The sequence below is a fragment of the Shigella sp. FC1661 genome, assembly GCF_001712525.1.
GTDB classification, from domain to species: Bacteria; Pseudomonadota; Gammaproteobacteria; order Enterobacterales; family Enterobacteriaceae; genus Escherichia; species Escherichia coli.
In genome coordinates, this window is the sequence record NZ_MDGW01000376.1 from 1 (window position 1) to 1,016 (window position 1,016).

At 47.2% G+C, this 1,016-nt stretch carries 1 protein-coding gene and 2 pseudogenes; 1 reads left to right on the forward strand and 2 read right to left on the reverse strand.

Annotated elements, in window-relative coordinates:
• Window positions 1-350, forward strand: a pseudogene (locus BFF42_RS18395) (IS1-like element IS1X2 family transposase); the annotation flags it as partial.
• A 14-nt stretch (window positions 351-364) separates the two neighbouring features.
• On the opposite strand, the pseudogene BFF42_RS18400 reads toward BFF42_RS18395, so the two are convergent.
• Window positions 365-673 (reverse strand): annotated as a pseudogene (locus BFF42_RS18400) (fimbrial-like protein); the annotation flags it as partial.
• A 57-nt stretch (window positions 674-730) separates the two neighbouring features.
• The coding region (locus tag BFF42_RS18405; RefSeq protein WP_000318964.1) for an integrase core domain-containing protein at window positions 731-1,016 on the reverse strand (286 nt) is incomplete at its 5' end.

Here is a 1,016-nt window from a genome sequence, read left to right on the forward strand (position 1 = left end):
CTAAATCACGTCAGCGCTGGCTGTTTTACGCGTATGACAGGATACGGAGGACGGTTGTGGCGCACGTCTTCGGTGAACGCACTCTGGCCACACTGGAGCGTCTTCTGAGCCTGCTGTCGGCCTTTGAGGTCGTGGTATGGATGACGGATGGCTGGCCGCTGTATGAATCACGCCTGAAGGGAAAGCTGCACGTTATCAGCAAGCGTTACACTCAGCGCATTGAGCGACATAATCTGAATCTGAGACAACATCTGGCAAGGCTGGGACGGAAGTCACTGTCGTTCTCAAAATCGGTGGAGCTGCATGACAAGGTCATCGGGCATTATCTGAACATAAAACACTATCAGTAAGTTGGAGTCATTACCGTCATAGTATTCGCTGTGGTGAAAGTAACCTTCGCTTTTGAATAAGTGGTTCCACCCTGGCTCAACATGCAGTCTTGCAGGTGAATAGTGAAAGGCTCAGCCAAAGATTTCTGGTCGCTTTTCAGAACGGTATCTGCTACTTCACCCAGATTTACAGTTAAGTCTTCGTCACCTGGTTTAATTGAACATGGAGCAGAGATAACTTCACCTTTAAATTTAACAATGCCGTGACCTTCGTCAGCAAATACGTTATTGGAAAGAATCATTGCTACGCCAGCAACAAGAAGTGACTTTTTAAAAGCAGACATAATATTCCTTTATATAAATATAAGTAGAAAATGAATGATTAGTAACTGGATTTGCCCCTATATTTCCAGACATCTGTTATCACTTAACCCATTACAAGCCCGCTGCCGCAGATATTCCCGTGGCGAGCGATAACCCAGCGCACTATGCGGATGCCATTCGTTATAATGCTCGAACGCCTCTGCAAGGTTCTTTGCTGCCGTTAACCCGTCTGGTTTGGGCATGATACTGATGTAGTCACGCTTTATCGTTTTCACGAAGCTCTCTGCTATTCCGTTACTCTCCGGACTCCGCACCGCCGTGTTCTTCGGTTCAAGTCCCAACATCCGGGCGAACTGGCGTGTT